Genomic DNA, 23900 nt, shown 5'->3' with positions numbered 1-23900 from the left:
TCCCTCAACCTAGGTGCCTGACTGAGCACGAGGGTACGACACACACGTACGGGCTCAGCCGCGCCGTTCCTGCTTCTGCTTGTCCTCCACACAGAGGGTCGCGCGCGGGAACGCCTGCATCCGCGCCTTGCCGATGGGCTTGCCGCAGATCTCGCAGAGGCCGTACGTCCCCGCGTCGAGGCGCAGCAGCGCCCGCTCGGTCTGCTCCAGCATCTCGCGCGCGTTGGCGGCCAGCGCCATCTCGTGTTCGCGCGTGATGTTCTTGGTACCGGTGTCGGCGTCGTCGTCGCCCGCGCCGTCCCCCGAGTCCCGCATGAGTCCGACCAGCGCCTCCTCCGAGGTGCTGATCTCGCTGGTGAGCCTGGCCACCTCGTCGGCCAGCTCCGCGCGTGCCTCGGCGACCTCCTTGGGGGTCCAGGGGTCCTCCCCGGGCCGTACGGCAAGCTCCCCCGGCGCTGTCGCGGCCACTGTGCGGGCTGTGGGCACCGGTGCGGCACTGCTGTGTGCGGCCGCTGTCCCGCCCGCGGTCCTCTTCGCTCCCACGGTCCTGGCTCCTGTCTGCTTCGCGGCCTCGGCCGCCCCCTCGGCCGCGGGTGCGGCCTTCTTCGCGGCCTTCTTGGCCGCGGCCTTCCTCGCAGGCGTCCTCTTGGCAGGCGCCTTCCGGGTGGTCGCTCCGGCCTCGGACGGTTTCTCCGCGGACGCCTTCCGGGTGGTCGCTCCGGCCTCGGACGGTTTCTCCATGGACGCCTTCCCCGCGGTCCTCCCGTCCGTGGCCGCTCGGTCCACGGCCCCCTTCGCCGATGTCTTCTTCTTCGTCCTCTTCGCCGGCGCCTTCCTCGCGGGCTCCTCCGCCACCGGCGTCCCGGCCGCGGGTGCGGCCGTCTCCTCCACGGCCGTCGCCTTCATCGCGCTCGCCTTCGCAGTCGTCTCGGTGGTGGTGGCCGGCTTGTTCGCCGCCGACTTCTTCGCCGCCGCTTTCTTCGCCGACGTCTTCTTCGCCGCTGCCTTCTCGGTCGTCTTCCTCGTCGCCTTCTTCGTCTTCGTCGTCGTGGGCTTCCCGGCGTCGGCGCGCTTCCTCCCGGCCGGCTTCCCGGACGGAATCCCGGCCGGTTCCGACGCCTCGGGTGACGCCACCGCCGACACCTTCTTCACCGTCGCCGTGGCCGCCGACGCCTTCTTCGCCGACTTCGCCCCGGCCTTCCTCGGGACCGTGCTCTTCCCTCCGCTCGCACCACCCTCGGCCGCCGCCTCGGCGGCGGTGGATCTCGCGGACGCCGACTTCTCGGCGGTCTTCTTCGCCACCATGGCCGCGGCCCCTTCACATATTGTGATTTTGCTCGCGAATCGTGCTGGGACGATAAATCGACCCAGGCCCCGCGGCAAACGGGCCACGCCGCTTCCTCGGCCCGCCCCGGCCTGCGAGAAGGCGAACCTGCATCCGTTGTGCCCAGCTCCCCGCCCCGTAACCCGCCGGAGGGAAGCAGCCGGACTCCGCAGGCCTGCGTATGGCCATTCGGGTCAACCGCGCGGCTCGCGCAAGGACCGCGGGCGGCCCGGTGAAATCCGGTCGGCCGCCCCGCGTAGGGGCCCGTACACTGGGCGGAGCGAAAGGCGTGGATGGGGACGAGTAGCTTCGTACGCAGCCATGAGCGACCCGGGGACGGTGAGAGCCCGGGGGCGAGCACGAGGTGAAGCATCACCCCTGAGCCGCCGGAAGAAAGCCCTCGGGACGACCGTGGGCGACTAGACCCGGCATCGCGACCCAATGAGGGGGCTCACCGGCCACGGCCGGCGGGCCAAGGAGGGTGGTACCGCGGGAGCGCAGGCTCTCGTCCCTCCGACGGCACAGACACTGTCCGTTGGAGGAGCTCGTCGATGACACCACCCCAGTACCGCCAGGTGCCCGCCCAGGTCGACCTTCCCGCGCTCGAGCACGCCGTGCTCGACTTCTGGCGCGAGGCCAAGGTCTTCCAGAAGAGCCTGGAGCAGTCCGAGGGCCGCCCCGAGTGGGTGTTCTACGAAGGCCCGCCCACCGCCAACGGCATGCCGGGCGCCCACCACATCGAGGCCCGCGTCTTCAAGGACGTCTTCCCCCGGTTCCGCACCATGCGCGGTTACCACGTCGCCCGCAAGGCCGGCTGGGACTGCCACGGCCTGCCGGTCGAGCTCGCCGTCGAGAAGGAGCTCGGCTTCGCCGGCAAGAAGGACATCGAGGCGTACGGCATCGCGGAGTTCAACGACAGATGCCGTGAGTCGGTGACCCGGCACACGGACGCGTTCGCCCAGCTCACCGACCGTATGGGCTACTGGGTCGACCTCGATGACGCGTACCGCACCATGGACCCCTCGTACATCGAGTCGGTCTGGTGGTCGCTGAAGGAGATCTTCAGCAAGGGCCTGCTGGTCCAGGACCACCGCGTCGCTCCCTGGTGCCCCCGCTGCGGCACCGGCCTCTCGGACCACGAGCTGGCGCAGGGCTACGAGACGGTCGTGGACCCGTCCGTCTTCGTCCGCTTCCCGCTGACCTCGGGACCGCTCGCGGGCGAGGCGGCACTGCTGGTGTGGACGACGACCCCCTGGACCCTGGTGTCCAACACCGCCGTCGCCGCGCACCCCGACGTCACCTACGTCGTCGCGACGGACGGCGGGGAGAAGCTCGTCGTCGCGCAGCCGCTGCTGGAGAAGGCGCTGGGCGAGGGCTGGGAGGTCACCGGCGAGTCCTTCACCGGCGCGGAGATGGAGCGCTGGACGTACCAGCGCCCCTTCGAGCTCGTGGAGTTCCCGGCCCCGGCCCACTACGTCGTCAACGCCGAGTATGTGACGACGGAGGACGGCACCGGTCTCGTCCACCAGTCCCCCGCCTTCGGTGAGGACGACCTCAAGGTCTGCCGCGCCTACGGCCTGCCGGTCGTGAACCCGGTCCGCCCGGACGGCACCTTCGAGGCGGACGTGCCCCTGGTCGGCGGCGTCTTCTTCAAGAAGGCCGACGAGGCACTCACCAAGGACCTCGACGACCGCGGCCTGCTCTTGCGGCACGTTCCGTACGAGCACAGCTATCCGCACTGCTGGCGCTGCCACACGGCCCTGCTCTACTACGCGCAGCCGTCCTGGTACATCCGCACCACCGCCATCAAGGACCGGCTGCTCGAAGAGAACGAGAAGACCAACTGGATCCCGGATTCGGTCAAGCAGGGCCGCTTCGGCGACTGGCTGAACAACAACGTCGACTGGGCGCTCTCCCGCAACCGCTACTGGGGCACGCCGCTGCCCGTCTGGCGCTGCGAGGAGAACCACCTCACCTGCGTCGGCTCGCGCGCCGAGCTCACCGAGCTGACCGGCACGGACCAGTCGGCCCTTGACCCGCACCGCCCGTACATCGACGAGGTCACCTTCCCCTGCCCGCAGTGCTCCGGGACCGCGACGCGTGTCCCGGAGGTCATCGACGCCTGGTACGACTCGGGCTCGATGCCGTTCGCGCAGTGGGGCTATCCGTACAGGAACAAGGAAATCTTCGAGAAGCGCTACCCGGCGCAGTTCATCTCGGAGGCGATCGACCAGACACGCGGGTGGTTCTACACGCTGATGGCCGTCGGCACCCTGGTCTTCGACAAGTCCTCGTACGAGAACGTGGTCTGCCTCGGCCACATCCTCGCCGAGGACGGCCGCAAGATGTCCAAGCACCTCGGGAACATCCTTCAGCCGATCCCGCTCATGGACCAGCACGGCGCCGACGCGGTGCGCTGGTTCATGGCGGCGGGCGGCTCCCCGTGGGCGGCCCGTCGGGTGGGCCACGGCACGATCCAGGAGGTCGTGCGCAAGACGCTCCTGACGTACTGGAACACGGTGGCCTTCCAGGCCCTGTACGCGCGCACCTCCGAGTGGGCGCCCTCCGCGGGGGATCCCGCCCCCGCGGAGCGCACGGTGCTGGACCGGTGGCTGCTGAGCGAGCTCAACGCCCTGGTGGACCAGACGACCCAGGCGCTGGAGTCGTACGACACCCAGCGGGCCGGCAAGCTCCTGTCGGCCTTCGTCGACGACCTGTCCAACTGGTACGTACGCCGCTCGCGCCGCCGCTTCTGGCAGGGCGACAAGGCGGCGCTGCGCACACTGCACGACGTCGTCGAGACCGTGACCCGTCTCATGGCTCCGCTGACCCCCTTCATCACGGAGCGGGTCTGGCAGGACCTGGTCGTCCCGGTGGCGCCGGACGCGCCCGAGTCGGTCCATCTGTCGTCCTGGCCGGCCGCCGACCTCGACGCGATCGACCCGGCCCTCTCCTCCCAGATGGCGCTCGTCCGCCGCCTGGTGGAGCTGGGCCGCGCCACGCGCGCGGAGTCCGGGGTCAAGACGCGTCAGCCGCTGTCGCGTGCGCTGGTCGCGGCCTCGGGCTTCGGCACGCTCTCGCCGGAGCTGCACGCGCAGATCACGGAAGAGCTCAACGTCTCCTCGCTCGCGTCGCTCTCCGAGGTCGGCGGCTCGCTGGTCGACACGACGGCCAAGGCGAACTTCCGCGCTCTGGGCAAGCGCTTCGGCAAGGGTGTCCAGGCGGTCGCGAAGGCCGTCGCCGAGGCGGATGCCGCGGCGCTCTCCCTCGCCCTGCGCGAGGGCAATGCGTCGGTGGTCGTGGACGGCGGGACGGTGACGCTCTCCCCGGACGAGGTGATCATCACAGAGACGCCGCGCGAGGGCTGGTCGGTGGCCTCCGACTCGGGTGCGACGGTCGCGCTCGACCTGGAGATCACTCCGGAGCTGCGGCTGGCGGGCCTGGCGCGTGACGCGATCCGCCTGATCCAGGAGGCCCGCAAGAACAGCGGCCTGGACGTCGCGGACCGTATCGCGGTGACCTGGACGTCGACGGATCCGTCGACGGCGCAGGCGCTGACGGAGCACGCGGGGCTGATCGCGGACGAGGTACTCGCGACGGAGTTCGGGCGGGACGCGGCGGCCGAGGGGTTCGGTGACGCGTTCACGGACGAGGGCCTGTCGCTGACGTTCCGTCTGCGCAAGGTCTGACGCGCCGCGCCACGAGACGAAGGGCCCGGGACGAGAGTCCCGGGCCCTTGCTTTTCCCGCCTGCCCCCTCACCGAACCGGTGCTTCGCCCCCGGGCGCCCTGTCAAGCGCGTCCGGCGACCGAGGAGAGGACCGGGGCCCGGGGGGGGCGAAGCGCCGGTCAGGGCCGCACGCCCAGGCCGAGGCGGCTGAGGAGCGGGAGTGGGGCAGAGTCCCCGAGCGCGGTGACGCGCGGCACGGCAAGGCGGCACGGCAAAAGGGCCGGGCCCGGGACAGATGTCCCGGGCCCGGCCCTCAGCCTGCCGACGGCTACGCGCGATACGCGCGGCCCGCCGTCAGTTGTCGTCCTCGTCGATCAGGAACCCGCGCATCGGCGACGGCGCCTGCTGCATCGGCTGCGGCGCCTGCGGCCGCACCGGTGCCATCGGCTGGGTCATCGCCGGGGACATCTGCTGCTGGCCACCGTACGACGGGCCAGCGCCCATGGACTGCCCCATGGACGGGTTGCCGCCCATGGACTGCCCCATCGAGGGGTTGCCGCCCATGGTGTGACCCATCGCACCCGCGCCGGCCGGAGCCATCGAGGGGGACGGCGGCAGCGAAGCGGTCGCCGGGGTCCGCGGCGGGGCCAGGGAGTCGTCCGCCTGGGTCTCCAGCTGACGCAGCTGGCTCTCCAGGTAGGACTTCAGGCGCGTGCGGTACTCGCGCTCGAAGCCCCGCAGGTCCTCGACCTTGCGCTCCAGCGTCGCGCGCGCGGACTCCAGGGAGCCCATGGCGACGCGGTGCTTCTCCTGGGCGTCCCGCTCCAGCGCGTCCGCCTTGGCGCGGGCGTCGCGCTCCAGGCCCTCGGCGCGGCTGCGGGCCTCGCCGACGATCTTGTTGGCCTCGGAGCGGGCCTCGGCGATCGCCTGGTCGGCGGTCTGCTGGGCCAGCGAGAGCACACGCGCGGCGCTGTCGCCGCCGGGTCCCTGCTGCGGCATCTGCGGAGCGTGACCCATGGGACCGCCCATCGGGCCACCCATCGGACCACCCATCGAGCCGCCCATCGGACCGCCCATGGGGCCGCCCTGCATCGGGCCGGGGCCCATCTGGCCAGGACCCTGCGGGCCGCCGTGGCTCGGGCCCGCGGGCAACTGCGGCGGACCACCGGGCAGCTGGGGCGGACCCATCTGCGGGGGCTGCTGCTGGACCGGCGGTCCGGATATGGCGGCGGGCACCGGGGCGCCGGGACCACGGCCGTCCTGCGGCTCCGGCGGCTTGCGCATGCCCTGCTGCTGGTTCTGCGCGGCCGCACGGGTCGCTGCGGCCAACTTGGCGCGCAGGTCCTCGTTCTCGCGGAGCAGGCGGGTCAGCTCGGACTCGACCTCGTCGAGAAAGGCATCGACCTCGTCCTCGTCATAGCCTTCTCGGAGGCGGACAGTCGTGAACTGCTTGTTCCGCACGTCCTCGGGGGTCAGCGGCATCTCTTCTTCACCTCTACGTAGTCGTCGGCAGTCGGCAAGACCGTATCGCTCACATCAGTTCCCCAAGCCCGTCACGACGGAGATCAGGATGTAGACGATGATCATCAGAACGAAGAAGGACAGGTCGAGTGCCACGCCCCCGAGACGCAACGGCGGAATGAACCGCCGCAGAAGCTTGAGCGGTGGATCGGTGACAGTGTAGGTGGCCTCCAGAACGACCACCATCGCCTTACCGGGTTGCCATGAGCGCGCGAACTGGAAGACGTAGTCCATGACCAGCCGGAAGATCAGCACGACCAGGAAGCACACCAGCACGATGTAGACCACCTGCAGTGCGACGCCCATTCTGCGCTTCCCTCTCCCCTGGCTCTCGTGTGCTACCGGCCTCGCGGCCGGGTCGTTCCCGGTGTCGGTTTCTCAGCTCTGGTTGAAGAACCCGCCCTCTGCGATGCGGGCCTTGTCCTCCGCCGTGACATCGACGTTAGCAGGCGACAACAGGAACACCTTCTGCGTCACTCGCTCAATGCTGCCATGCAGACCGAAGACGAGTCCCGCGGCAAAGTCGACAAGTCGCTTTGCATCCGTGTCGTCCATCTCCGTGAGGTTCATGATCACGGGGGTGCCCTCACGGAAGTGTTCCCCGATAGTACGGGCCTCGTTGTAGGTCCGGGGGTGCAGTGTGGTGATTCGGTAGGGCTCCCGCTCGGACACGACCTTGGGCATGATCACCGGTGCGTTCTTCTCCAGGCTCGGACGTTCGGGTGTGATGGATGCCACGGGGGCGATTCGCGCCGGACGTCCACTTTCAGCGGGAAGCGGAACAGGCTCGCGCTGTGCGGGAGGCTGCACCACCCGCACCGGTTCTTCCCTCTCCACCTGGTGCGGGGGCTGGTGGCGCCGGTGGTCCCGCTCGGGCTCCGGCTCGGGTTCGAAGTCGTCATCGGGATCGAAACCCCGGCCGTCGTACCCATCGTCCTCCACGAGGCCGAGGTAGACCGCCATCTTGCGCATCGCGCCGGCCATTCTCTGAGTCCTCCGCTCTGTGGTGGATCGGCCTCGTCACCAAGTGCCCGCGATCCACTCGGCCTGCCCGCTTTAGGCGGGAATGACCATATTTTCTGCTGTGGTCCGACTTGCTTCGCGACGTTACCCGAGCCGGGGTCGGACTCCGAGTACCGCAGTGCCGACGCGTACATGTGTCGCTCCGGCCGCCACCGCCTGTTCGAGGTCCGCACTCATCCCTGCTGACACCATGTTCGCAGCCGGATGCCCCGCGCGCAGGCTGGATGAAAATTCCATCAGCCGCTCGAACGCCGCCTGTTCCCGGCCCGCGTACGGACCGGCCAGCGGCGCGACGGTCATCAGACCGTCGAGCCGCAGTCCTGGTGAGCCGTCCACCGCGGCGGCCAACTCCTCGATGCCGTCCGGCGCGACGCCGCCCCGCTCCCCGCGCTCGCCCGACTCGGCGTCGAGGGCGACCTGGATGAGGCAGCCGATCTCGCGCACGGAGCGGACGGCCGCGGTGGACAATGAGGTGACGAGCTTCAGTCGGTCAACGGACTGCACAATATCGGCATAACTCGCCACGGAGCGGACCTTATTGGTCTGCAACTGGCCGACGAAGTGCCAGCTGATGTCCAGATCCGAGCAGGCGGCGGCCTTGGGAGCCGCGTCCTGGTCACGGTTCTCGGCCACATGCCGCACACCCAGCTCATGGAGCAGCCGCACGTCACTCGCCGGGTAGGTCTTGGTGACCACGACGAGGGTCACCTCCTCCCGCTTGCGGCCGGCCGCCACGCAGGCGGAGGCGATACGTTCCTCCACTGCGGCCAGATTGTCGGCGAGTTCGGTTCTGCGGTCGGTCATGAGCCATCCAGCCAGACATAGGCGGCGAGCCGCCCGGTGGTGCGGTCGCGGCGGTACGAGTAGTGGTCCCGCGATTCCAGTGTGCACACCGGTGAGCTCTGCCGGTCCCGGACACCGAGCGCCTCGAGCTGGGCGTGGACAGCGGCGGTCACATCGACGGCCGGGGTGCCCCAGCTCGTCTCGGACCACGCGGCCGGTTCGACCGCGCTCACGTCCGACCGCATCTGCTCGGGGACTTCGTAGCAGCGACCGCAGACGGCCGGCCCGGTGCGGGCGATGATCCGGGCGGGGTCCGCGCCGAGCGATGTCATCGCCTCGACCGTGGCGGGCACGATCCCCGCGATCATCCCCGGCCTGCCCGCGTGGGCCGCGCCCACGACACCCGCGACGGGATCGGCGAGCAGCACGGGAGTGCAGTCCGCGGTCAGTACGGCGAGCGCAAGCCCGCGCCGGGCGGTGACCTGGCCGTCCACCGCCGGAACCGGCCCGTCCCCCCACGGACCGTCGACCTCTGCGACGTCCTTTCCGTGGACCTGGTTCATCCAGACGACGCGCTCCGGGTCGAGCCCCAGGTCCTTCGCCGCGATCGCCCGGTTGGCCAGTACGGCTGCGGGGTCGTCGCCGACCGCTCCGCCGAGGTTGAGCTCCTCGTACGGAACGGCGCTCACCCCGCCCCACCTGTCGGTGAAGGCGAAGTGCGCGCCGCTCACGATGTCGTACTGGCCTATCACTTCAAGAAGTCCGGGACATCCAGCTCTTCGGCCTGGCTGTCCGGGTACGGACGGGCGGTCGGGACGTGTGCGGGCCCCGACGGGGAGTTCAGGTCGTTCGCGACCGGAGCGGGCTCGGCCGGGGCCGAGGACTCTTCGCGGGCGGGAACGGTACCGAGGGACGAGCGCGAGGTCTCGGTGCCCCGGGACGGGGTGGCCGACGGCTCCTCGCGCTTGCTTGCGCCCGCGCCGAGGACGGTGTCCCGGCGGGCGGGCGGCTGCCCGCCGTCGAAGCCGGCCGCGATGACCGTGACCCGTACCTCGTCACCGAGCGCGTCGTCGATGACCGCGCCGAAGATGATGTTGGCCTCGGGGTGGGCCGCCTCACTCACCAGCTGGGCCGCCTCGTTGATCTCGAAGAGACCGAGGTCCGAGCCGCCGGAGATGGAGAGCAGCACCCCGCGGGCGCCGTCGATGGAAGCCTCGAGAAGCGGCGAGGAGATGGCCATCTCCGCGGCGGCCACCGCGCGGTCGTCGCCGCGGGCCGAGCCGATGCCCATGAGCGCCGACCCCGCTTCGGACATCACGGACTTGACGTCCGCGAAGTCGAGGTTGATCAGGCCGGGCGTGGTGATGAGGTCGGTGATGCCCTGGACACCCGACAGCAGCACCTGGTCCGCGGACTTGAACGCGTCGAGCACGCTCACCTGGCGGTCCGAGATGGACAGCAGTCGGTCGTTCGGGATCACGATGAGGGTGTCGACCTCTTCGCGGAGCTCGGCGATGCCGTCCTCCGCCTGGTTCGCGCGCCGACGGCCCTCGAAGGTGAACGGGCGGGTGACCACGCCGATCGTCAGGGCGCCGAGCGAGCGGGCGATGTTGGCGACGACGGGTGCGCCACCGGTGCCGGTGCCACCGCCTTCGCCTGCGGTGACGAAGACCATGTCGGCCCCCTTGAGGACCTCCTCGATCTCCTCACGGTGGTCCTCTGCCGCCTTGCGGCCGACTGCCGGGTTGGCTCCGGCCCCCAGGCCGCGGGTGAGTTCGCGACCGACGTCGAGCTTGACGTCGGCGTCGCTCATCAACAGGGCTTGCGCATCAGTGTTGATCGCGATGAACTCGACGCCCTTGAGACCGACCTCGATCATTCGGTTGATGGCATTGACACCACCGCCGCCGACACCGATGACCTTGATGACTGCGAGGTAGTTCTGCGGTGCTGCCACGTCGAAGGCCTCTCGCCTCGAGTTACGTGTCGTCGCTTCGCGGTTGTCGCGCTGCGACGACGGATGCCGATGGGACGGTCCGGAACGCCGACCCAAACCCTAACGCTGAAGTTTAGGGTTACCAGTGTGTCTGCTTCTTGGACTCTCCGAACAGGACACTAAGTCGACAAGTGGCGCACGTTCAACGAACACGCCGAACCTCCCGTTTTTCTTTTCACCCTATGTGATCACCCATAGCGATGACCAACCAGGGTGCTGGCCAGCGCGGATGCGCGTCAACTCCTTGACGCGGCAGGGGCGGTTGGCGCACTCACGTCGAAGTGCCGCGCCTTCGGCGCCGCTTTCAGCAGCGCAGTCAGTGCGCGCGCCTTCGCCTCTCCCTTCTCCGCACTGCCCCAGACCACCGTACGTCCCCGGCTCAGCTCCAAGGTGATGTAGTCGTACGAACGGACTGTCACAACTCTTGTGTCCGCGGCGACGCTTCCGGGGAGTTCGCCGCTGACCCGGACCGCCTCGGCCACGAGCCGGTCCGGGCCGAAGCGGCGCAGACTCGGCGATCGCGCCGCGGACAGTTCGAGCCGGGGAACGGCTCCGGGAGCCTTGTCCACGGTGGCGAACCGAACGCCCTTGGCGTCCACTTCGATGAACTTTGCGCCCTTCTCCATCACCAGTACGGGCTTTCGCTCGGTCACGTTCAGACCGACCCCGTGCGGCCATGACCGGACGACATCCACCGAGTCGATACGGGGCAGTCCGTGCAGCAGCCGGGCCTCAATGGCATCCGTATCGATGGAAATCAGCGGCGAATCCATCGGGACGGCCGCCACCGCCGTCACCTCCTCGGGGGTCAGAACCTCGGTCCCGGACGACGTCACCTGCTCCACGCGCAGCCACGGGGAGCCGTAGAGCACCCACATTCCGGCGGCGACGAGGAAGCTGCCGGTGACTGCGAGCAGCACGGAGCGGCGGCCGGGGAGGCGCGGCCTGCGGGCCGGGGAGCCTTTGCGGGCCGGGCGGACCGGACCCGCCTTCCCTCCGGGAGACTTGCCCGCCCCGCGTTCGGCGGTGGTCGGTCCGGCCACGCTCCCCTGCCCTTCTTACGCCTGACGGCGTGCTGCGATCGCCTCGTACACCATGCCGACGAGCAGGTCGTCGGCATCCCTGCGGCCGAACTCGGCGGCGGCACGGGACATCTCGTACAGCCGGTGCGGATCGGCGAGCACCGGAAGGACGTTGCCCTGGACCCACTCGGGGCTCAGCTCGGCGTCGTCGACCAGCAGTCCGCCGCCGGCCTTCACCACCGGCTGGGCGTTGAGCCGCTGTTCTCCGTTGCCGATCGGCAGCGGGACGTACGCGGCCGGGAGCCCGACGGCGGAGAGTTCGGCGACGGTCATCGCGCCCGCGCGGCAGAGCATCATGTCGGCCGCGGCGTACGCGAGGTCCATCCGGTCCACGTACGGTACCGGGATGTAGGGCGGCATACCGGGCATGTTGTCCACGCGCGGCAGTTCGTTCTTCGGGCCGACCGCGTGCAGGACCTGGATTCCGGAGCGCTGGAGCACCGGAGCGATCTGCTGGATCACCTCGTTGAGGCGGCGGGCGCCCTGCGAGCCGCCGGAGACCAGCAGCGTCGGCAGGTTGGGGTCCAGGCCGAAGGCGGCGCGGGCCTCGGGGCGGACCCGGGCGCGGTCGAGGGTGGCGATGGTGTGGCGCAGGGGGATGCCGATGTAGCGGGAGTTGCGCAGCTTGCTGTCGGGCGTGGCCACGGCCACGCCCGCGGCGTAGCGCGAGCCGATCTTGTTCGCCAGACCCGGCCGGGCATTGGCCTCGTGGACCACGATCGGCACGCCGAGCCGCTTGGCGGCCAGATAGCCGGGCAGCGCGACATAGCCGCCGAAGCCGACGACGCAGTCCGCCTTCGTACGTTCCAGGATCTGCTCGGCGGCCTTGATGGTGCCGCGCAGCCGCCCGGGGACGGTGATCAGTTCAGGGGTGGGCCTGCGCGGCAGCGGAACGGCGGGGATCAGCGCCAGCTCGTAGCCCCGCTCGGGCACCAGCCTGGTCTCGAGCCCCTTCTCCGTGCCCAGGGCCGTGATTCCCACGGTCGGGTCCTGCCTGCGCAGGGCGTCCGCGAGGGCGAGCGCGGGCTCGATGTGGCCGGCGGTCCCCCCACCGGCGAGTACGACATGCACCGAAATTCACCGCTCTCCGGACGGACGCTTCTTGACGCGCCGTCTCATCGTCTTCCATCTCACCCCAGGCCTCCGCACGGCCAGGGCCGCCCTCGCGGCTGGGTCCTCCCGCGCGAACGCGATCAGCAGCCCGACAGCGAACATGGTCGGCAGCAGGGCCGACCCTCCGTAGGAGAACAGCGGGAGCGGGACTCCGGCGATCGGCAGCAGGCCGAGCACCGCACCGATGTTGACCACGGCCTGGGCCGTGATCCAGGTGGTCACACCTCCCGCGGCAAACCTCACGAAGGGGTCCTCCGTGCGTCCGGCCACGCGGATACCCGCATAGCCTAGAGCCGCGAACAGGGCGAGCACCGACAGCGTCCCCGCCAGGCCCAGTTCCTCACCGGCGATGGCGAAGATGAAATCGGTGTGAGGTTCGGGGAGTTGACCCCATTTCTCCACACTTGCACCGAGACCAGAACCGAACCATCCGCCGGAGGCAAGAGCATAGATGCCGTGCACAGCCTGCCAGCACTCGCCCTTGGGCCCGAGGTCGATCGCGCCGATGCAGGAGAGCCGGGACATCCGGTTCTCATTTGTCTTGATGAGCATCAGGCCGACCAGGGCGGCGACGCCGAGGACGCCCGCGAACAGCCTGGTCGGGGCGCCGGCCAGCCACAGCAGGCCGAAGAGGATGGCGGTGAGGATGATCGCCGTACCCATGTCCCCGCCGAGCATGATCAGACCGAGCAGCAGGAACGAGACCGGGACGAGCGGCACCAGCATGTGCTTCCACTGGGTCAGCAGCCGTCTGTCCTGCTTGCGGGCGAGCAGGTCCGCGCCCCAGAGGATCAGCGCCAGCTTGCCGAACTCACTGGGCTGGAGCTGGAACGGGCCGCCCAGGTAGATCCAGTTCTGGTTGCCGTTGACCGCATGCCCTATCCCGGGGATCTGGACGAGCATCATCAGGAAGACGGCGCCCATGAGCAGCGGATAGGACAGCGCCCGGTGGAGCTTGACGGGCATCCGGGAGGCGATCAGCAGCAGACCGGTACCGATGGCGGCGGCGAGGAACTGCTTGCGGAAGAAGTACGCCGCCGGGAGCGACAGCTCCAGCGCCTTGATCATCGAGGCGGAGTAGACCATCACCAGGCCGAGCACGGTGATCAGCAGGCTGCTGCCGAGGATCAGGTAGTACGCGGTCAGGGGGCGGTCCCAGGTACGGCGCGCCTGCTCGTACAGCCGGCGTGCCCTTCTGCCGCGTGGCGGCCGGGAGGAGCCCGGCCTGCGGGCGGCCGCGGGGCTCCGTCCGGGACGCCGCTCCTTGATCGCCGGCCGGGCCCCGCCGGAGCCCGAGCGGCGATGGAGGACCTGCCTGAGGATCTTGGGAGCGGGGGCGGTGTCGTCGGCCGGCATGGTCGCTGTCCCCTCCAGTCGTGCCTGGCGCGGGGAGTGGCCGGTCAGGCGCGCTCGGCGGCGAGTTCGCTGATCGCGTCCGCGAACGCCTCGCCGCGCTTGTTGTAGTTGGCGAACATGTCCATCGAGGCGCAGGCCGGGGCCAGCAGAACCGTGTCCCCGGGCCGGGCCAGGCGCGCCGCTTCCCGGACCGCCGCCGACATCGCCCCAGTGTCTGTCCGGTCGAGGTCGACGACCGGGACCTCGGGGGCGTGTCGCGCGAGGGCTTCGAGGATCAGGGCGCGGTCCGCGCCGATCAGTACGACCCCGCGCAGTCGCCCTGCCGACTTCTGAACCAGTTCGTCGAAGCTCGCCCCCTTGGCCAGACCGCCCGCGATCCACACGATCGGCTCGTAGGCCGCCAGGGACGCTTCCGCGGCATGCGTGTTGGTCGCCTTGGAGTCGTCGATGTACGCGACACCGGCCACGTCCGCGACCTTCTCGATGCGGTGCGGGTCGGGGCGGAAGGCGCGCAGTCCGTCCCGTACGGCCGCGGGCTTCACTCCGTACGCACGGGCCAGCGCCGCCGCCGCCAGGGCGTTGGCGATGTTGTGCGGGGCGGGCGGGTCGACGTCCGCGACCTCGGCGAGCTCCTGGGCCTGCTTCTGCCGGTTCTCGACGAAGGCGCGGTCGACCAGAATCCCCTCGACGACCCCGAGTTGGGAGGGGCCGGGTGTGCCGAGGGTGAAACCGATCGCCCGGCAGCCCTCCTCGACGTCCGCCTCGCGCACCAGGTCCTCGGTGGCCTTGTCGGCCGCGTTGTAGACGCAGGCGACGGTGTTGCCCGTGTAGATCCGGCCCTTGTCGGCGGCGTACGCCTCCATCGAGCCGTGCCAGTCGAGGTGGTCGGGCGCCAGATTGAGCACAGCCGCGGAGTGGGCGCGCAGGGACGGCGCCCAGTGCAGCTGGTAGCTGGAGAGTTCGACGGCGAGGACGTCGTAGGTCTCCTCGCCGAGGACCGCGTCGAGCAGCGAGACGCCGATGTTGCCGACGGCCGCCGTGCGCAGCCCGGCCGCCTGAAGGATCGAGGCGAGCATCCGTACGGTCGTGGTCTTGCCGTTGGTGCCGGTGACCGCGAGCCAGGGCGCCGCGCCGGGACCGCGCAGCCGCCACGCCAGCTCCACGTCGCCCCAGACCGGGACACCCGCGTCCGCGGCGGCCAGGAACAGCGGCTTGTCGGGCTTCCAGCCGGGCGTGGTGACGATGAGCTCGGTGCCCTCGGGCAGGGTGGCTCCGTCGCCGAGGCGGACGGTGATGCCCTCCGCCTCCAGCTCGGCCGCCTGCGTACGGGAACGCTCGTCGTCCCCGTCGTTGACGACCGTCACGACGGCGCCCAGGCCGTGCAGCACGCGGGCGGCCGGGATCCCGGAGACCCCGAGACCCGCCACGGTGACCCGCTTGCCCTGCCAGTCCTGCGCACTCACTTGTCGGCCGCCCAGCCCGCGTAGAAGAGCCCCAGACCCACGATGACGCACATGCCCTGAATGATCCAGAACCGGACCACCACAAGGACTTCGGACCACCCCTTGAGTTCGAAGTGGTGCTGGAGGGGCGCCATGCGGAAGACCCGCTTGCCGGTCATCTTGAAGGAGCCGACCTGGATGACCACGGACATGGTGATCAGGACGAAGAGTCCTCCGAGGAGGGCCAGCAGGAACTCCGTGCGGGAGCAGATGGCCAGACCCGCGAGCGCCCCGCCGAGGGCGAGCGATCCGGTGTCACCCATGAAGATCTTGGCGGGCGAGGTGTTCCACCACAGGAAGCCGAAGCAGGAGCCCATCAGGGCGGACGCCACCACCGCCAGATCGAGGGGATCGCGCACCTCGAAGCAGGCGTTGGGGTTGGTCAGCGTGATCGCGTTGGCGCAGGACTCCTGGAACTGCCAGAGGCCGATGAAGGTGTACGCGCCGAAGACCATCACCGACGCGCCGGTGGCCAGGCCGTCCAGACCGTCCGTCAGGTTCACGCCGTTGGACATCGCGAGAATCATGAACAGCGCCCAGACCACGAACAGCACCGGCCCGATCGACCAGCCGAAGTCCGTGATGAACGAAAGCTTGGTGGAGGCCGGGGTGTTGTTGCGGCTGTCGGCGAACTGCAGCGACAGTACGGCGAAGGCGATGCCGACGATGAGCTGTCCGGCCATCTTCGCCTTGGCCCGCAGACCCAGCGACCGCTGCTTGACGATCTTGATGTAGTCGTCGAGGAACCCGACCAGCCCCATTCCGGCGGTCAGGAAGAGCACCAGCACGCCCGAGAACGTGGGCTCCCCGCCGGTGATCACCTTGGCCAGGGCGTAGGCGATCACCGTGGCCAGGATGAAGGCGATGCCGCCCATGGTGGGCGTGCCCTTCTTGCTGCCGTGGCTGCGCGGACCGTCGTCCCGGATGAACTGCCCGTATCCCTTGCGGGCCAGGAGCTTGATCAGCAGCGGTGTTCCGACCAGGGTCAGAAAGAGCCCGATGGCTCCCGCGAAGAGGATCTGCCTCATCGGCCGGTGACCTGCCCTTCCGAGGACGCTGCCGTGTTCTCGAGCAGTGCCTGGGCGACCCGCTCCAGACCGACCGACCTGGAAGCCTTCACCAGCACGACGTCTCCCGGACGCAGTTCACTGCGCAACAGGTCGACCGCCGCCTGCGCGTCGGACACGTGCACCGACTCCTCACCCCACGAACCCTCGTTATATGCGCCCAGTTGCAACCAGGACGCTTCCCTGCCCCCGACTGCGACGAGCTTGCTGACGTTGAGCCGGACGGCGAGCCGTCCGACCGCGTCGTGCTCGGCGAGTGCTTCGTCCCCGAGCTCGGCCATGGGGCCGAGCACCGCCCAGGTCCGCCGCCCCCCGCCCATGGCCGCGAGTGCCCGCAGTGCGGCTCTCATGGACTCGGGGTTGGCGTTGTAGGCGTCGTTGACGATCGTCACGCCGTCCGGTCGCTCAGTGACCTCCATGCGCCAGCGGGAGAGGGTGCCCGCCTCGGAGAGCGCGAGGGCGATCTCGTCGACGGACATGCCCAGCTCATGGGCGACGGCGGCCGCGGCGAGCGCGTTCGACACGTGGTGCTCACCGTACAGCCGCATGGTCACGTCACTGCACCCGGAGGGTGTTTGAAGCCTGAAGGAGGGCTGTCCGGTGGCTGTGAGCCGGACATTCTCGGCACGTACGTCCGCGTCCCGGGCCTCGCCGAAGAGCAGGACGCGCGCCTTGGTGCGGGACGCCATGGCCCGTACGAGCGGATCGTCCGCATTGAGCACCGCGGTGCCGTCCTCGGGGAGGACCTCGACCAACTCGCCCTTGGCCAGCGCGATCTGCTCGCGCCCGCCGAACTCCCCGATGTGGGCAGTCCCGACATTCAGGACGAGGCCGATCTTCGGCGGGGTCAGACCGGTGAGATAGCGGATGTGGCCGGTGCCGCGTGCGCCCATTTCCAGGACCAGATGCCTGGTCTCCTCGGTGGCGGTGAGCGCGGTGAGCGGCAGGCCGATCTCGTTGTTCAGCGAGCCCGGCGTCCAGACCGTCGGCGCGTGCCGCTGGAGCACCTGGGCGATCAGGTCCTTGGTGGAGGTCTTCCCGGACGAACCGGTGAGCGCGACGACTTCGGTGCCGAGGCGGCGTACGACCTCGCGGGCCAGCGCGCCGAGCGCGCTCTGGACGTCCTCGACGACGATCGCGGGTACGCCGACGGGGCGGGCGGCCAGCACGGCCGCCGCGCCGGCCTCGTGGGCGCGGCGGGCGTAGTCGTGGCCGTCGACGTTCTCGCCGGCGAAAGCGGCGAAGAGAGCACCGGGGCGCACCGCGCGGGAGTCGATGACGACGGGTCCGGTGATCCGCGCGGCCGGATCCGGTATGTCGTGCGACCGCCCGCCGACGATTTCGGCGATCTCGGCGAGGGAGAGGGCGATCACTGCTTCATCCCACTGTTCGGAAGGGCTGCGGCGTTCTCGATGGCCGCGCGCAGGACCTGGCGGTCATCGAAGGGGCGGACCACTCCGGCGATGTCCTGGCCCTGCTCATGGCCCTTTCCCGCGACCAGCACGGTGTCGCCGGGCTGTGCGCGGGCGACGGCGGCGGCGATGGCCGCGGCCCGGTCGGCCTCGACCAGGACGTCGCCGCGCTCATGGATCGGCACCTCGGCGGCGCCCGCGAGCATCGCGGCGAGGATCGCGAGGGGGTCCTCGGAGCGGGGGTTGTCGGAGGTCAGTACGGCGGTGTCGGCGAGCCGGGCCGCCGCCGCGCCCATCGGGCCGCGCTTGGTCCGGTCACGGTCGCCGCCGCAGCCGAGAACGATGTGCACCCTGCCCTCGGTGACCTTGCGCAGCGAGCGCAGGACCGACTCGACGGCGTCGGTCTTGTGGGCGTAGTCGACGACCGCGAGATAGGGCTGGCCGGCGTCCACGCGCTCCAGGCGTCCCGGCACACCGGGGACGGCGGCGATGCCGTCGGCGGCGGTCTGCGGGGCGATCCCGGCGACGGCGAGGGTGACGATGGCGGCCAGCGTGTTGGCGACGTTGAACGGTCCCGGCAGCGGGGCCTCGGCACTGATCCGCTCGCCCCCGGGGCCCACCGCGGTGAACGTGGAGCCCACGGCGCTGATCTCGACGTTCTCGGCTCGCCAGTCGGCGTCCGGGTGGCCCTCGGCGGAGAAGGTGGTGACCGGGACGGACGCCTCCTTGATCAGCCTGCGGCCGTACTCGTCGTCGAAGTTGAGGACCCCGAGCTTGCTGCGCCTGGGGGTGAACAACTGCGCCTTCGCCTGGAAGTAGTCCTCCATGTCGGAGTGGAACTCCATGTGCTCGGGGCTCAGGTTGTTGAAGACGGCGACATCGAAGACGCAGCCGTCGACCCGCCCGAGCACAAGGGCGTGGCTGGAGACCTCCATGGCGACCGACTGGACGCCCCGCTCGCGCATCACGGCGAAGAGGGCCTGAAGGTCGGTGGCCTCGGGGGTGGTGCGCTCGGATTTGATGCGCTCGTCGCCGATCCGCATCTCGACCGTGCCGATCAGGCCGGTGCTGTGGCCCGCGGCTCTGAGTCCGCCCTCGACGAGGTACGCCGACGTGGTCTTGCCGGAGGTGCCGGTGATGCCGATCTGGAGCAGACCGTCCCCTGGGTGTCCGTAGATCTCGGCGGCCAGCTCGCCCATGCGGCCGCGCGGGTTGTCGGTGACCAGGACCGGCAGGCCGGTCTCCGCGGCACGCTCGGCGCCCGCCGGGTCGGTGAGGATCGCGGCGGCCCCGAGGTCAGCCGCCTGGGCGGCGAAGTCGGCGCCGTGGAAGCGGGCGCCGGGCAGGGCGGCGTACACGTCACCGGGCCGCACCGCCCGCGAGTCATGGGTGATGCCGGTTGCTTCGCCGGGGCCCGGGCTCTGCGCCCCCAGGTGGGCGGCCAGCTCGCCCAGCGGTGTCGGGCGGGGCCGGTCCGGACGGGGCGCTCCCGATTGTTTCGCGGGGGCGTCCTGCTGGGCGGCGGTTCGGTACTGATCAGCTTGTGACACGGCGGTGAGCGTACCGGGCGCACCCGGCCCGGGGCGAAGCGAGGGGGCCGGGGCACGGTCCCGGACGGGCTGGTTCCCGGAATCGGAGGTGATGGTTTTCACTGGTGGTTCCTCCGGGTCACTCGCCGGCTTTGAAGGTCACGGGAAGCCGTGCGGAGTCGGCTCCCGTCGGGGCGACCTGGAGGGTCTTCAGGGCGAACTGCATGACCTTCTGGTAGATCGGGCCGCAGATCTGGCCGCCGAAGTAGCTGCCCTTGGTCGGGTTCTGGATGGCGCAGTAGACGGTGATGCGGGGCTGGTCGGCGGGCGCGAAGCCGGCGAAGGAGGCGGTGTAGCCCTTGTAGCGGCCGAGCTCCGGGTCGACCCGGTTGGCCGTGCCGGTCTTGCCCGCGACGCGGTAGCCGGGGATACGTGCCCTGGTGCCGGTGCCCTCCTCGTCGCCGACGACCGACTCCAGCATGTGCGCCAGCGTGCGGGCGGTCTCCTCGCTGACGACGCGGGTCTTGCGGGGGGCGGGGGCCGGGGTGAAGCGGCCGTCGGGGCCCTTGGTGCCGCGGATCAGGGTGGGCTCGACGCGTACGCCGCCGTTGGCGATCGTCGAGTAGACGGAGGCCGCCTGCATGGCGTTGAGCGAGAGTCCCTGGCCGAAGGGGATCGTGTACTGCTGCGAGGTGGACCAGTTCTGCGGCTTGGCGAGGATTCCGGATGTCTCGCCCGGGTAGCCGAGCCCGGTCCGGCTGCCGATCCCGAACTTGCGCAGATACGAGTAGAGGACCTGGTTGGCCGCCGGCTGGGTCCTCGCGAGCTGTCCGGTCGCCAGGATGGTGCCGATGTTGCTGGACTTGGCGAGCACGCCGTTGAGCGTGAGGCTCCAGGTGGGGTGGTCGATGTCGTCCTTGAAGAGCCGGTCACCGCGGTGCAGACGGTTGGGGACGACGACATGGGTGGTGGCCGTGGCGATCTTCTCCTCCAGCACGGCGGCCATGGACATGACCTTGGCGGTGGAGCCCGGTTCGTACGCGTCCTGGAGCGCGGCGTTGCCCATCGCCGCGGAGTTGGCCTGGGAGAGGTCGTTGGGGTCGAAGCCCGGCGCGTTGGCCATGGCGAGGACCTCGCCGGTCTGGGTGTTCTGCACTATCACGTAGCCGCGGTCGGCCCTGGACTTCGTCACCTGGTCCGTGATCGCCTGCTGGGCCGCCCACTGGATGTCGCGGTCGATGGTCAGCTCGATGTCGGAACCGGGGACGGCGGGGACCTCCCGCGAGCCCGCGGTGGGAACACGCCGGCCGCCGGACTGCGCGTAGGTGACCTGGCCGTCCTTGCCCGCCAGGGCCTTGTCGAGCATGGACTCCACGCCGCCGCCTCCGCGGCCGTCGGCGGTGACATAACCCAGTATCCCGGCGGCGAGATCACCGTTGGGGTAGACGCGTTTGCTGCTCGGCTCCTGGAAGACGCCGCTCAGGACGTTGGCGCCGGGGCCGCCCTTGGCCTTGTCGGCCCTGGCCTTCTCGGCGAAGACGGACCTGAGGTCCTTGATCTGGTTCCAGACCTGGGGGGTCTGGCGCCGGGCCAGCACGGTGTAGCGCGACTTGGGGGTCCTGAGCTTCTTGGCAAGTTCGGCCGCGTCCTCGCCGAGGATGGGGGCGAGCAGCGCGGCGGCCTGCTCGGGCGCGTTCGGGGCCTTGCTCTCGCCCGGCAGGAACATCTTCGGGTCCGCGGTGATGTCGTACGCGTCGACGCTGGTGGCCAGGGCGATTCCGGCCCGGTCGGTGATCTCGCCGCGCTCGGCGGTGAGCTTGTGGCTGAGGTAGCGATTCTTCTCCGCCTTGGCCGCGTACGCACTGGCGTCGACGGCCTGCACCTGAAGGAGGCGTACGACGAAGGCGATCATCACCATGGTCAGGCCGAGGCCGACCAGCCGCAGCCGGGGGCGGGGGCTGCCGAGCCGAAGTGCGCGCGGAGCGGGGCCCGGGCGGCGGGAGGCCGGGCGGACGGAGGGCCTGCGGGCGGGTCCGGGGACCCGCCGGCGGGGCGGTTCCTTGGGGGGCACTGCGTCACCTGCCGGGGGTCGTCGGGGTCGGCTTCGCGGGCGGGTGCGTCGGACCGGCCGCGGGGACGGACCCGTGGGGGCCGGGCTTGCTGGCCGGCCGGGGCGCGGGCTGCGACCGGGGGGAGAGGGACGCCGGTGCCGTGATGGCCTGGGCCGGGTCCTTGGCGGACGGCGGCGAGGAAGGTGCGGGGGAGGGCAGGGCGACCGGCCCCTGGAACCCCATCGGCGACGGGTTGGGCGAGGCCTGCGCGCCGGCCCCGCCCGGTACACCGCGGACCGTGCCGTCCGGGTTCAGGAAGGCGGGGCTTCCGCCCGGCACCATCCCCAGCTCGCGGGCCCGCCGCTCCAGGGCGCCGGGTGCGGAGCGGTTGTCCACGTCCCGCTGGAGCGCCTGCTGCTCGTCGGTGAGCTCGGTGGTCTTCCGTTTGAGCTCGCTCAGTTCGAACGAGCCCTCGTTGAGCGAGGAGTTCAGCAGCAGCAGCGTGATCAGACCGCCGCCGAGAAGCAGGACGACCAGCAGGACGAAGGGGGCGCGGGCGGCGGTGCTCGGCCCCGAGGGCATCAGCCTGGCGAGCCGTGCGGCCCGCCCCTTCAGTTGCCTGGCCGCTGCGTTCACACGTCCTCCCGGATGCGCTGCGCTCCCCTGAACCGTGCCGGTGCCGCACGGCGGTTCTCGGCGACCTCTTCCTCGGTCGGGAGCTCCGCGCCCCGGGTCAGCAGTTTCAGCCGCGGCTGGTACTCCTCGGGGACGACCGGCAGACCGGCCGGCGCCGTGGTGGCCGCCCCTGCCGCAAGGACGTGCTTGACCAGCCGGTCCTCAAGGGAGTGGTACGACAGGACGGCGATGCGGCCGCCGACGTCGAGCGCGGCCACCGCGGCCGGGATCGCCCGCTCCAGGACGCTCAGCTCGCCGTTCACCTCGATGCGCAGAGCCTGGAAGGTGCGCTTGGCGGGGTTGCCGCCGGTGCGCTTGGCCGCCTGGGGCAGGGCGTCGCGGATCAGCTCGACGAGGCGGGCGCTGTTGGTGAAGGGCTCCTCCTCGCGTTCCCGTACGACCGCCGAGACGATCCGCTTGGCCTGCTTCTCCTCGCCGTACACGCGCAGGATTCGCACCAGCTCGCCGGGCGGGTAGGTGTTGAGGACCTCGGCCGCGCTGACACCGGTCGTCTGGTCCATGCGCATGTCGAGCGGGGCGTCCTGGGCGTAGGCGAATCCGCGGTCGGCCTCGTCGAGCTGCATGGAGGAGACGCCGAGATCGAACAGGACGCCCTGGACGCGGGGCATCCCCAACCGCTCAAGGACCTGTGGCAGCTCGTCGTACACGGCGTGGACCAGGGTGGCCCGGTCGCCGAACGGAGCGAGTCGCTCGCCCGACAGACGCAGCGCCTCCTTGTCCCGGTCGAGGGCGACCAGCCGCACCTCGGGGAACTGCGTGAGCAGGGCCTCGCTGTGTCCGCCGAGGCCGAGAGTGCAGTCGACGACCACCGCGCCCGGGTTCTGAAGCGCCGGGGCCAACAGGTCCAGGCACCGCTGGAGCATCACCGGGACATGTCGGGTCTGGCTCATGCGCCCTCTCAGGTCCGGCGCGGGGTGTACGTACCACCGGGTCCCCGCCCGCTCAGAAGGGCCGTACGTACGCCGCACACGCGGGGAGAAATTGAAAATGTGCAGGATGTGTCCGTGAACTTCGCGTCACTTTAGTCCACAGGTCCCTTCGGTCAATCAACCGGCCGTCGCGTGGCGCGGGGCACGTGGAGAAGGTGCTCGGATGCGGACACTTCACTCGCCCGGACGTGGCTGATCACCCTTGTGGGTTAGCTCACAACAATGCTCATTGACGTTCTTTGTCCCACCTCACAGCAGGCCCGGGGCGCTCGTGCCCATTACCGTCGTCCTCATGTCGACCTCCGCGCACCACTCCACCGAAACAGCGCGTTCCCACGGAACGGTCACGGACCGTCTTGTCGAGGCGAACCAGCGCTACGCAGCCAACTTCCAGGACCCGGGGATGGACGCACGCCCTGTGCTGCGCGTCGCCGTGGTGGCCTGCATGGACGCACGTCTCGACCTGCACGATGCACTGGGGCTGGAGCTCGGCGACTGCCACACGATCCGCAACGCGGGCGGCGTGGTCACCGACGACGTGATCCGGTCGCTGACCATCAGCCAGCGGGCGCTCGGCACCAGCAGCGTCATACTCATCCACCACACCGGCTGCGGCCTGGAGAGCCTCACCGAGGACTTCCGGCACGAGCTGGAGGACGAGGTCGGGCAGCGTCCGCCGTGGGCGGTGGAGGCCTTCCGCGACGTCGACCAGGACGTACGGCAGTCGATGCAGCGGGTACGCACCTCGCCCTTCCTGCCGCACACCGACGACGTGCGCGGCTTCGTCTTCGATGTCACGGATGGCCTTCTGCGGGAGATCGACCCCGCAGTGTGACCAGCCGTACAC

At 70.3% G+C, this 23900-nt stretch carries 19 protein-coding genes; 2 read left to right on the top strand and 17 right to left on the bottom strand.

The features are described from left to right. Nucleotides 1-54 precede the first annotated feature (54 nt). Entirely contained in the window at nt 55-1305 is a 1251-nt protein-coding gene (locus OG293_RS27240; protein ID WP_406001414.1) for a TraR/DksA C4-type zinc finger protein, read from the bottom strand. 570 nt (nt 1306-1875) lie between these two features. On the opposite strand from OG293_RS27240, the gene ileS reads away from it, so the two are divergent. Further along, the gene (ileS, locus tag OG293_RS27235) at nt 1876-5013 is read left to right on the top strand and encodes an isoleucine--tRNA ligase (RefSeq protein WP_406001413.1); all 3138 of its coding nucleotides are present in this window, start codon (nt 1876-1878) and stop codon (nt 5011-5013) included. A gap of 334 nt (nt 5014-5347) precedes the next feature. Here ileS and OG293_RS27230 read toward each other — a convergent pair whose 3' ends face one another. The 16 genes from OG293_RS27230 to rsmH form a co-directional block, all read right to left on the bottom strand. Beyond that, on the bottom strand, nt 5348-6475 hold the full coding sequence (locus tag OG293_RS27230; protein WP_406001412.1) for a DivIVA domain-containing protein: 1128 nt from the start codon (nt 6473-6475) through the stop codon (nt 5348-5350). Between the two features lie 54 nt (nt 6476-6529). Then, the gene (locus OG293_RS27225; RefSeq protein ID WP_406001411.1) at nt 6530-6820 is read right to left on the bottom strand and encodes a YggT family protein; all 291 of its coding nucleotides are present in this window, start codon (nt 6818-6820) and stop codon (nt 6530-6532) included. A 72-nt stretch (nt 6821-6892) separates the two neighbouring features. Continuing rightward, on the bottom strand, nt 6893-7498 hold the full coding sequence (locus tag OG293_RS27220; RefSeq protein ID WP_266543354.1) for a cell division protein SepF: 606 nt from the start codon (nt 7496-7498) through the stop codon (nt 6893-6895). A gap of 123 nt (nt 7499-7621) precedes the next feature. After that, on the bottom strand, nt 7622-8341 hold the full coding sequence (locus OG293_RS27215; protein WP_406001410.1) for a YggS family pyridoxal phosphate-dependent enzyme: 720 nt from the start codon (nt 8339-8341) through the stop codon (nt 7622-7624). Then, nucleotides 8338-9072 carry a peptidoglycan editing factor PgeF gene (gene pgeF / locus OG293_RS27210; RefSeq protein WP_406001409.1) on the bottom strand — a complete coding sequence of 245 codons (735 nt, stop codon included), beginning with the start codon at nt 9070-9072 and terminating at the stop codon, nt 8338-8340. The genes OG293_RS27215 and pgeF overlap by 4 nt, the downstream gene beginning before the upstream one ends. Then, nucleotides 9069-10277, bottom strand: coding sequence for a cell division protein FtsZ (gene ftsZ, locus OG293_RS27205; RefSeq protein WP_406001408.1), 1209 nt, complete (start codon nt 10275-10277; stop codon nt 9069-9071). Before ftsZ ends, pgeF begins: the two co-directional genes overlap by 4 nt. Nucleotides 10278-10552: 275 nt before the next feature. Beyond that, the gene (locus tag OG293_RS27200; RefSeq protein WP_406001407.1) at nt 10553-11359 is read right to left on the bottom strand and encodes a cell division protein FtsQ/DivIB; all 807 of its coding nucleotides are present in this window, start codon (nt 11357-11359) and stop codon (nt 10553-10555) included. Between the two features lie 15 nt (nt 11360-11374). Beyond that, nucleotides 11375-12469: an undecaprenyldiphospho-muramoylpentapeptide beta-N-acetylglucosaminyltransferase gene (murG, locus tag OG293_RS27195; RefSeq protein ID WP_406001406.1), complete on the bottom strand. Its 1095-nt coding sequence runs from the start codon at nt 12467-12469 to the stop codon at nt 11375-11377. A 6-nt stretch (nt 12470-12475) separates the two neighbouring features. Further along, on the bottom strand, nt 12476-13867 hold the full coding sequence (gene ftsW, locus OG293_RS27190) for a putative lipid II flippase FtsW (RefSeq protein ID WP_406001405.1): 1392 nt from the start codon (nt 13865-13867) through the stop codon (nt 12476-12478). A 44-nt stretch (nt 13868-13911) separates the two neighbouring features. Then, the gene (gene murD, locus OG293_RS27185; protein WP_406001404.1) at nt 13912-15330 is read right to left on the bottom strand and encodes a UDP-N-acetylmuramoyl-L-alanine--D-glutamate ligase; all 1419 of its coding nucleotides are present in this window, start codon (nt 15328-15330) and stop codon (nt 13912-13914) included. Beyond that, entirely contained in the window at nt 15327-16397 is a 1071-nt protein-coding gene (gene mraY / locus OG293_RS27180) for a phospho-N-acetylmuramoyl-pentapeptide-transferase (protein WP_406001403.1), read from the bottom strand. The genes murD and mraY overlap by 4 nt, the downstream gene beginning before the upstream one ends. Beyond that, nucleotides 16394-17809 carry a UDP-N-acetylmuramoyl-tripeptide--D-alanyl-D-alanine ligase gene (murF, locus tag OG293_RS27175; protein WP_406001402.1) on the bottom strand — a complete coding sequence of 472 codons (1416 nt, stop codon included), beginning with the start codon at nt 17807-17809 and terminating at the stop codon, nt 16394-16396. The genes mraY and murF overlap by 4 nt, the downstream gene beginning before the upstream one ends. Next, nucleotides 17806-19500: a UDP-N-acetylmuramoyl-L-alanyl-D-glutamate--2,6-diaminopimelate ligase gene (locus OG293_RS27170; RefSeq protein ID WP_406001401.1), complete on the bottom strand. Its 1695-nt coding sequence runs from the start codon at nt 19498-19500 to the stop codon at nt 17806-17808. Before OG293_RS27170 ends, murF begins: the two co-directional genes overlap by 4 nt. A gap of 16 nt (nt 19501-19516) precedes the next feature. After that, a complete protein-coding gene (locus OG293_RS27165) occupies nt 19517-21448 on the bottom strand; it encodes a peptidoglycan D,D-transpeptidase FtsI family protein (RefSeq protein WP_406001400.1) in 1932 nt (643 codons plus the stop codon). A gap of 4 nt (nt 21449-21452) precedes the next feature. Continuing rightward, nucleotides 21453-22064 (bottom strand): septum formation initiator family protein, encoded by a 612-nt coding sequence (locus tag OG293_RS27160; protein ID WP_406001399.1) that lies wholly within the window; start codon nt 22062-22064, stop codon nt 21453-21455. Further along, a complete protein-coding gene (gene rsmH / locus OG293_RS27155; protein ID WP_406001398.1) occupies nt 22061-23014 on the bottom strand; it encodes a 16S rRNA (cytosine(1402)-N(4))-methyltransferase RsmH in 954 nt (317 codons plus the stop codon). Before rsmH ends, OG293_RS27160 begins: the two co-directional genes overlap by 4 nt. Before the next feature lie 331 nt (nt 23015-23345). Here rsmH and OG293_RS27150 point away from each other — a divergent pair, with 331 nt between their 5' ends. After that, on the top strand, nt 23346-23888 hold the full coding sequence (locus tag OG293_RS27150; protein WP_406001397.1) for a beta-class carbonic anhydrase: 543 nt from the start codon (nt 23346-23348) through the stop codon (nt 23886-23888). The last annotated feature ends 12 nt before the right edge of the window (nt 23889-23900 follow it).

It is taken from the genome of Streptomyces sp. NBC_00829 (genome assembly GCF_045161795.1).
Lineage (GTDB): Bacteria > Actinomycetota > Actinomycetes > Streptomycetales > Streptomycetaceae > Streptomyces.
This window is presented reverse-complemented; position numbering and strand designations above follow the sequence as displayed.

Coding starts and splice junctions, on each gene's coding strand:
- OG293_RS27240 (WP_406001414.1), bottom strand. CDS start 1,305: ATGGTGGCGAAGAAGACCGCCGAGAAGTCGGCGTCCGCGAGATCCACC.
- ileS (WP_406001413.1), top strand. CDS start 1,876: ATGACACCACCCCAGTACCGCCAGGTGCCCGCCCAGGTCGACCTTCCC.
- OG293_RS27230 (WP_406001412.1), bottom strand. CDS start 6,475: ATGCCGCTGACCCCCGAGGACGTGCGGAACAAGCAGTTCACGACTGTC.
- OG293_RS27225 (WP_406001411.1), bottom strand. CDS start 6,820: ATGGGCGTCGCACTGCAGGTGGTCTACATCGTGCTGGTGTGCTTCCTG.
- OG293_RS27220 (WP_266543354.1), bottom strand. CDS start 7,498: ATGGCCGGCGCGATGCGCAAGATGGCGGTCTACCTCGGCCTCGTGGAG.
- OG293_RS27215 (WP_406001410.1), bottom strand. CDS start 8,341: ATGACCGACCGCAGAACCGAACTCGCCGACAATCTGGCCGCAGTGGAG.
- ftsW (WP_406001405.1), bottom strand. CDS start 13,867: ATGCCGGCCGACGACACCGCCCCCGCTCCCAAGATCCTCAGGCAGGTC.
- mraY (WP_406001403.1), bottom strand. CDS start 16,397: ATGAGGCAGATCCTCTTCGCGGGAGCCATCGGGCTCTTTCTGACCCTG.
- rsmH (WP_406001398.1), bottom strand. CDS start 23,014: ATGAGCCAGACCCGACATGTCCCGGTGATGCTCCAGCGGTGCCTGGAC.
- OG293_RS27150 (WP_406001397.1), top strand. CDS start 23,346: ATGTCGACCTCCGCGCACCACTCCACCGAAACAGCGCGTTCCCACGGA.